The organism is Aeribacillus sp. JST-2 (assembly GCF_056032925.1).
Genome location: NZ_JBVVUU010000066.1, coordinates 1 through 8,419, shown reverse-complemented (window position 1 = coordinate 8,419; position 8,419 = coordinate 1). Strand labels below are relative to the sequence as shown.

The 8,419-nt window shown below is 36.3% G+C and carries 6 protein-coding genes and 1 pseudogene; 5 read left to right on the top strand and 2 right to left on the bottom strand.

Annotation, left to right across the window (positions count from 1 at the left end):
- Positions 1-17: 17 nt before the first annotated feature.
- Positions 18-479, bottom strand: coding sequence for a hypothetical protein (locus tag AC0KTX_RS16110; RefSeq protein ID WP_474253099.1), 462 nt, complete (start codon positions 477-479; stop codon positions 18-20).
- A 392-nt stretch (positions 480-871) separates the two neighbouring features.
- Here AC0KTX_RS16110 and AC0KTX_RS16105 point away from each other — a divergent pair, with 392 nt between their 5' ends.
- From AC0KTX_RS16105 to AC0KTX_RS16085, 5 genes are all read left to right on the top strand, one after another.
- Positions 872-1,102, top strand: coding sequence for a plantaricin C family lantibiotic (locus tag AC0KTX_RS16105; RefSeq protein ID WP_474253098.1), 231 nt, complete (start codon positions 872-874; stop codon positions 1,100-1,102).
- Positions 1,103-1,133: 31 nt separating this feature from the next.
- Positions 1,134-1,364 (top strand): plantaricin C family lantibiotic, encoded by a 231-nt coding sequence (locus tag AC0KTX_RS16100; RefSeq protein ID WP_474253097.1) that lies wholly within the window; start codon positions 1,134-1,136, stop codon positions 1,362-1,364.
- Between the two features lie 234 nt (positions 1,365-1,598).
- Positions 1,599-4,775 (top strand): type 2 lanthipeptide synthetase LanM family protein, encoded by a 3,177-nt coding sequence (locus AC0KTX_RS16095; RefSeq protein WP_474253096.1) that lies wholly within the window; start codon positions 1,599-1,601, stop codon positions 4,773-4,775.
- 67 nt (positions 4,776-4,842) lie between these two features.
- Positions 4,843-6,423, top strand: coding sequence for a peptidase domain-containing ABC transporter (locus AC0KTX_RS16090; protein WP_474253095.1), 1,581 nt, complete (start codon positions 4,843-4,845; stop codon positions 6,421-6,423).
- Complete coding sequence (locus AC0KTX_RS16085; RefSeq protein ID WP_474253100.1) at positions 6,408-7,019, top strand: ATP-binding cassette domain-containing protein; 612 nt, start codon at positions 6,408-6,410, stop codon at positions 7,017-7,019. Before AC0KTX_RS16090 ends, AC0KTX_RS16085 begins: the two co-directional genes overlap by 16 nt.
- Before the next feature lie 721 nt (positions 7,020-7,740).
- Here AC0KTX_RS16085 and AC0KTX_RS16080 read toward each other — a convergent pair.
- Positions 7,741-8,419: pseudogene (locus AC0KTX_RS16080) on the bottom strand (IS3 family transposase); the annotation flags it as partial.

Sequence of the window (8,419 nt, the reverse complement as noted above, 5' to 3'; positions counted from 1 at the left end):
GACGGTCTGATTGACATCTAAATCCAGCTAACATGATGCAAGGTTCGTGTACAAATCACAGAAAATGGTGAAGAGACATTTTTAATAACGCAATGACGGCCAATATCAAATTTTAACTGCGAGTTAATTTGAATTAATGGAGTTAGTGTAGTAAATAAGTTTTCCTTTGCATCAACGTAGCTTTCAGCTAGACTATTAAAAATTTCCGAAAAAATTTTCGCGTTGCTCATTGATTTAAAAGTATTGCATTGAGTTGAATCTATTAAAAGCAATGGAACACTTATAGACTTTGTCAACTTACAGAGCGTATCTTCTTCATTTTGAATATCTAAAATGATTATTATCGTTTGTTGGCTAATTTGCAATTCTACGTCTTCCAATGTAGAACTATGTACAAAATCAATATCACTTTTCTTAAAGATACATTGAAAAAATTGAATGATAGCGTCATTTTTAGAAAAAACAATAGCATTCAGCAATATTAACCACCCCCTAATATTTTTCCTGGTTTACAAATATTTTGAATTTTCATGGTAATAATATATAAATAATCAATTTTTTTCAATAGAATCAAAAAAATAGAATGAAAAATTTAAATTATTTTTGTTTATTAGCGGAATATCTTAATAAAATTAACACATTAATTTTGGATAATAATCTAAAGTTTTCTTAATATTGTAAGAGGGTGCTAGATAACTAATACACTAATATGATATAACAAAATATGAAAGGAGGGGAGAAAAGTAAAGTGGGCGGTACGGTTACACAATAGGAGTATTTCTAAAAACGCTCACAATTAACAGCTTTTAAGCTTCTTCAATAGTTCATAAATAGAAGGAGCACAAATTTTTAGGAAATGGAGTGATTTTTTATGAGTAAGGAAAACTTAGTTCGTGCTTGGAAAGACCCTATGTACAGAATGTCAATCGACGGTAAGGTTAATCACCCAGCTGGAGATACTTTCGCAGAGCTCTCAGAAGCCGAAATGAGCGGAGTAGCGGGAGCGGGAGATGTTGAGGTAATGGTTTCTTCAGGATATATTTGCACAATCACAGGAGAATGCCCTAACTGCTCTTGGACATGCTTTATCCCTTGCTTTTAAAAAATTTAATTTAAGAACGGAGTGATCTTTTATGAGTAAGGAAAACTTAGTTCGTGCTTGGAAAGACCCTATGTACAGAATGTCAATCGACGGTAAGGTTAGCCACCCAGCTGGAGATACTTTCGCAGAGCTCTCAGAAGCCGAAATGAGCGGAGTAGCGGGAGCGGGAGATGTTGAGGTAATGGTTTCTTCAGGATATATTTGCACCATTACAGGGGAATGCCCTAACTGCTCTTGGACATGCTTCATCCCTTGCTTCTAAGATTTATACGAACTCCAAATTTAAAGTCTATCTTTTATGTTATCAACATTCCATTTAGCCTGAATATTTTCACTGAGCCCACAGTGGAAATGACAAAGACAAGTATGTTGATAACTACACATGTCTAGGTGAGTTTCATCGATATAGACTAACCATTCCTATACCACATGATGCAGAGGTAATTTCATATTACCTCTGCATCCCAAACTAACTTTTCTCGAAAGAGGTGTTTCGATGTCCATAACAAATTCACAGAAGAATGCTAACTATAGAAAGTCATCGTTCATTCACGAAAGAAAGTATGACTTTGAACAGAAAGATGACATATTAGATCATTCTAGGTATGAATACTGGAACAAATTTATCGGATCAGAAAAGTTAGTCGAAAAATCTCTCAAGCATAGGGATCTTTCCAAGACATCTTTCATTCGAATTTTACATTCTAAAGATTTCAGCGTCAAGATTTTAGAGGAACAATATAATCCTGACGAGTTAGAAGCTTTCCAGAACATTAAGTTGCCTGATTCATTAATAAAGATTGCCAAAGGTAAGGATCATAAATTCTTTTCATTTCTAATTCCTTTTTTACAATTAGGTTATGGAAAACTACAGGAATATATTCATAAAAATGAAAAGGTCATTACAGATAGCGCTACGGGTGCCATTTTGTCTGCCCTAGTAGAGCAGTTACTAAGATTATCGATTCGTACGCTAATTCTAGAACTTAATGTAGAAAGAGTGAGTGGTACATTAAAAGGTAGTACCCCAGAAGAAAGGTACCATTTTTTTAATGATACTTTACTAAAGGATAAAGAATTCGTTCAAAAAATTTATGATGAATACCCACTTTTGGTGAGATTGCTACTCACAACTGCTAGCCGTTGGGCTTGTAATGTTAGCGAAATAATTAATAACTATTGTAATGACAAAAAAAAGCTGGGTGAAACATTTGGGATTGATGAAGGAGCCTGCATCGAATTAATTAAACTCGGTACAGGAGATTTACATAAAAAAGGGAAAAGCGTTGCTCATTTGAAACTTACTGATGGTACTAAAATTGTTTACAAACCGAGATCACTTAAATTAGATGTAAACTTTCAAGAGCTATTAGAATGGCTTAATAATAAAAATTTAGCGCATTCTTTATATAAAACAAAGATTGTACTACGAGATGATTACGGTTGGGTCGAATTTATAGAACCTAGCTCCTGCCAGAAGGAGATAGAAATTAAAAACTTTTATCATCGCACAGGGTATTATTTAGGGCTTTTGTATGCAATTAATGCAGTTGATTTTCATTACGAAAATATTATTGCGATGGGCGAGCAACCTGTATTAGTGGATTTAGAAGCAATTTTTCATCAAGATGTAATAGAATTTGATGGAGAAACAGCGCTTGATAAAAGTCGGAATTTTATTCAAATGTCCGTATTACAAATTGGTTTACTGCCAACCAGCTTTTTTTCTGGAAAAAATAAAAAAGGTGTAGACTTAAGTGGCATTGGGGCAAGTGAGGGTCAATATTACCCAAACAAAGTAGCTACACTTGATAAAACATATTCAGATGAAATGATGATCGTACGGAAGGAAGTACAGGTACCAGCAGGTCATAATCGTCCGAAACTTAACGAAGAGTACACTGACCCATATCAATACAAGGGAAGTATAATCAAAGGATTTGAAGAAGTTTACAAATTAATTATGAATAATAAAACTGAATTTAAAAATTTAATTGATTCCCTTTTTTCCGAAGTACACACACGGCAGATCGTACGACAAACAAAACGATATAGTGACATTTTACAAATAGGTAATCATCCAGATTTTATGAGAGATGGTCTTGATCGGGAAATGTTAATAGATAAATTGTGGCTAGACACCTTATACTTACCTGATTTAACAAAAGTAATTAGTTCTGAAATATCTGATATGTTGTTAGGTGATGTTCCGTTATTTACAAAAATACCGAGTCAACCTCATTTATGGGATAGTAGGGGAAATTGCATTGAGAACTTCTTCAAAAAGGATGCGCTATCCATATGTAGGGATAAAATAGATCATATGGATCGTTTCGATATGGATCGGCAAATTGAGTTGATTGAAACATCAATGTTGTCTATAAAAAAACCTGAGAATCGTCAACTAAACAATTTGAGAAAAGGAAGCGATTATTCGAAAGATGAGTATTTAAAAGAAGCAATTAAGATCGGAGAGTACCTTCTCACGAAAGCGATTTATGGTTCCAATAATGGGGAAAGAGACATAGCTTGGATTGGGTGCAACCTTATTGGTGACGAGGAATTTGAATGGAAGATACAACCAATTGGAACGAATTTATATGATGGCCTCGGAGGCATAGCGATTTTTTATGGCTATTTATATAAATTGACAGGGCGCGCTGATTTTCGCGATACTGCCGAACAAGCTATAGTTCCGCTGTTGGCAAAGCTGCAAGATCCAAAGTATCCGAATATTGGGGCGTTTACTGGATTATCTTCTGATCTTTATGTCTTGAGTCATATGAGTGAATTGTTACAGAAACCGGAACTTTTAGAAGAAGCAACTTCTTTAATACCTTTACTAGACGAAAGTATTGAGGCCGATAAGCAATTCGATATAATAGGTGGAGCAGCAGGAGCGACTATCGTTCTTCTCGATTTATACGAGTTTAATAAGAATCCAATTTTTTTAAAACTTGCGCAAAAATGTGGAAATTACCTTGTTAAAAGCGCTGTTCCTATAGGCGAAGACGGTGGTATGGGATGGAATGGACAATCTTCATCTGCCCCTTTAGGGGGATTTGCACATGGGGTGGCAGGAATAGCTGCAGCTTTGGCAAAGCTACAAAAATATATCGATAACCACAGTTATAGTCATACGATTTCAGCTGCTTTAACGTTTGAAAGAAGTCTTTACGATTCGAAAAAAAGGAATTGGTATGATTTAAGATCGGTTCAAGGACAAACTCATAAAGATCTTGAGGTCTTTCCGACTGCATGGTGTCATGGGGCTGCCGGCATATGCCTGTCTCGAATTTTACTGTGGAACCTCGGTTACAAGGATGAATTATTCGAAGAAGAGATTCGCATAGCTGTAGATACGACTCTCAAATTCGGGTTTGTAAAAGATCATTCATTATGCCATGGGGATATTGGAAATATAGAAATATTAAACTATGCAAATAACTTTTTGAAAAGTGAAAAACTTTTGGCTGGAATAAACAACTATAAGTCACGATTATTAAATGAAATTAAAAATGGTGTTTACTGGTGCGGGCTTCCTACTTTGCACGAAACTCCAGGTTTAATGGTTGGACTTTCTGGAATTGGTCTCGGATTATTGAAACTATATGATGAGCATAAAGTTCCCTCAGTGTTAAAGTTGGATTCTGCGTTTTCTGTAAAAAATTAATTGAAAAAGAAGCCAATAATCTGCTCTTTAGTAGATTAATGGTTTCTTTGTCTAAGGAGAGTTGTTCATGCTGAAAAAGATATTCAGAAGGAACAAAATATCATTGATAAAACAATTGAATCAGCAACAATGTGGACCTGCATGCCTCACTATGATTTTGAATTTCTTTAATTTACCTTATAGTCAGGAAGAAATCACAAGGAAATGCTTCATAAGTAGAGAAGGTGTAACTGCCTTAAGTATAAAAAAAGTAGCTAATGAGTGTGGTTTACAAGCAAAAGTATACAGGGTGGGCGTTAATCAAATTGGGAAACTTAAACTGCCGGTCATCTTACACTGGAATAACAATCATTATGTAGTTTTGGAAAGGATAAAGAAAGGAGTATTTTTTATCGCAGATCCTGTCCTTGGGAAATTAAAAATGGGCATGGACGACTTTTTAAAGCACTATTCAGGTGTTGCTATTCAATTCCAGAAATTAAATGTAAACAAGAAAAAAAGAGGAACGATAAAAAAACGCTTGAAGTTTTATTATAAATATTTTTGTTCAAAGCCGAGTATCGTTGTTAATATCCTTCTTCTAACAATGGTTGTGCAGCTAGCAACATTAGTTGTTCCGTATTTTATTCAGTATTTAATTGACAATGTCATTTTTCCTGAAAATAATGATTTAATTCACCTTTTAGGTGTTTCCATTTTCCTTCTGTTTATAGGTTATGGAATATTTTCTATCGCCCGAGGACTTCTTATCGTCAAATTACAATCTGTTATGAGTACAAGTTTATCTTTTGATTTTTTCTCTCATATGATGGATTTACCCATGCGCTTTTATGAAAGTCGCATTAGTGGTGATTTGGCAAACCGAATGAACAATTTAACGATTATCCGGGAAGTTCTTTCTAAGAATGGAATTACAATATTGATGGATTTGCTAATGCTATCTGTCTATGCTTTAGTAATGTTCCTTTATTCACCTTATTTAGCTGTTTCAACCATCATCCTAGCCGGAATCCAGTTACTTTTCATGATCGCTTTTGTACCAAAATTACACCGTCTCACGCAACAAGACCTTTCTGTTCAAGGACAGACGCAAGGTTATCTCATTGAGGCTTTGAGGGCGATACATGTGATTAAAGCCAATGGACTAAACAATAAAGTGAAACAGAAATGGAAAGAGATCTATTCTGAACAGGTGAAGGTCACAGCAAGAAAGTTTCTTCTAGGTTCTACCGTAGATGGAATTGTTGGAACCTTAAGAATTACTTCACCATTACTTATTCTATGGTTTGGTATTCAAGAAGTTATTAATAACAATATAACAGTAGGGCAGCTTCTAGCCTTTAATGTTATTGTTTCATCATTTCTTGCTCCAATAGGGTCCCTTGTTTCAAACATACAACAGTTTCAACTACTAGATAATGTATTTAAACGAATCGAGGATATTTTTGATTCAGAAATTGAAAAATCGAATGGAAAAAAACAAATAAATATCCAGATGCAGCCTGTTTCTTTTAAAGACGTTTGTTTTTCATATTCAAATAAGCAACATTTTGTTGTAAAACAATTAAATATTCGAATTGAACCAGGAAAAAAACAGCCCTTGTTGGCACGTCTGGAAGTGGTAAGACAACGATTCTTAAACTTTTAACAGGAATGTACTTTCCAACAAAAGGGGAAATCTACTTTAAGGATGTAAATTTGAAAGATTTGGATTTAACCTATTTACGTCAGCAGATCGGTATAGTACTTCAAGATACAGCTCTTTTTAATGACACTATCGAAAAAAATATTTCTTTTTTTCGTGACGTAGATCCAGAAAATATTCGTAAAGCTGCTGAAATTGCTTGTTTACATGATGATATTATAAGTATGCCAATGGGATATAAAACAATAATCGGTGAAAACGGGCAACTACTTTCAGGTGGGCAAAGACAAAGATTGGCTATCGCAAGGGCTCTGGTCGACAATCCAAATATTTTGATATTGGATGAAGCTACAAGTCAGTTAGATACTCTTACAGAAAAAACGATTGATCAGAACCTAGCAAATCATCATATTACAAGGTTAGTGATTGCCCATCGACTTTCGACCATTCAGGATGCGGATCGAATCTATGTGGTAAAAGATGGAGAAATAATAGAAACAGGTACACATAACACACTATTACAGGAAGGTGGATTTTACAAAAAAATGTGGGAAAAACAGGTCGGTTTTGGACCCCAATACGTAGAAGGGGTCTTGTGAATATTCGATAAAGAAACCAGACGGATATCAGACTGGTTTCTTTTTTGGTGCGCCCGGCATGGGTGTAATCTCTAGGGTGAAAGTCCCGAACCGCGAAGGCAGAAGTAGGGCTAGCCTAACGCAAGGGTGTCCGTGGTGACGCAGAATCTGAAGGAAGCGAGCGGCAAACTTCCGGTCTGGGGAACACGAACTTCATAAGAGGCTAAGTATCACTGGGTGAGTTTGCCAAACAAAACAAAGCCCTTTCTACCGAAGATGATACGGAGTAAATGAAGCAGATAGATGGAAGGAAAGATTGCACTCTTACCCGGGGAGGTCTGACTGATACGCCAACTAAGTTGGCAACCAATCTAGTGATAGATTGTTGAACAGTCAAAAACAGCAGAAGTCATAGTACAAATAAGGTCGCTCCTTATTATTTGGAAGGACGGAACAATCAAAGAGAGTTTTCTACTCGGACATTCTAATGGGCAATGACACAGACAATCCAAAACGGATTTACTTGAAGAAGGTAGTGGTGAATTCCACGAGGGGCTTCAAGAGGGTGGAGCAGAAGATGGCACAAATAGAAGAATGGTATTATGTCAAGAAAATAGACACGTAAAATCGAGAAAAATTTAAAATCCTACTACCGCACTTCGTTTGGTGGCCTCTTGAGAAGGAGAACGGTTTGGTAAACCATTCCCCTTCTCAAGAGGAAAGATGTCCCTTATATCGTAACTTATGGTGAGAAACGTTGCTGCTTTTTGTCTTGCTGATGCAGCTTCTCATACTCCATCGGGGACATGTACTCATTAGCGGAATGAATTCGCTCGGCATTATAAAAACACTCAATGTATTCAAAAATCCGTTGTTTCGCTTCTTTCCTTGTCGTAAAGGTTTCGTGGAAAATGAGTTTTTTTTTAAGGATGCTGTGAAACGATTCTGCACATGCGTTGTCATAACAGTTTCCCTTTCGACTCATGCTCGTCTGTATGCCGTATTGCCTCAACATGGCTTGGTATTCATTCGATGCATACTGGCTCCCTTGATCCGAATGGTGAATCAGACCAGGTTGAGGACTTCGCTGATGGATGGCTCGGTGGAATGCTTTGATCACTAACTCCTTTGTCATGCGCTCGGAAAGATACCATCCTACCATTTTACGAGAAAACAAATCCATGATGGAGGCTAAATACAGCCAGCCTTCTTTCGTCCAAATATACGTGATATCCGCCACCCATACTTGATTCGGCTCATCTGCTTCAAACGGCTGATTCAATAAGTTGGGATACACAGGCCAATGATGCTTCGAGTTCGTGGTTGCCTTATATTTTTTCTTTGTTTTGAACGAATATCACCATCTTTCATGATTCTGGCGACCGTTTTTTGAGATACCTCAACCCCTTGCTTCTGAAGGA

Excerpts from the sequence above, each read along its gene's own strand:
- AC0KTX_RS16095 (WP_474253096.1), top strand. The coding sequence starts at position 1,599 with ATGTCCATAACAAATTCACAGAAGAATGCTAACTATAGAAAGTCATCG.
- AC0KTX_RS16090 (WP_474253095.1), top strand. The coding sequence starts at position 4,843 with ATGCTGAAAAAGATATTCAGAAGGAACAAAATATCATTGATAAAACAA.
- AC0KTX_RS16105 (WP_474253098.1), top strand. The coding sequence starts at position 872 with ATGAGTAAGGAAAACTTAGTTCGTGCTTGGAAAGACCCTATGTACAGA.
- AC0KTX_RS16100 (WP_474253097.1), top strand. The coding sequence starts at position 1,134 with ATGAGTAAGGAAAACTTAGTTCGTGCTTGGAAAGACCCTATGTACAGA.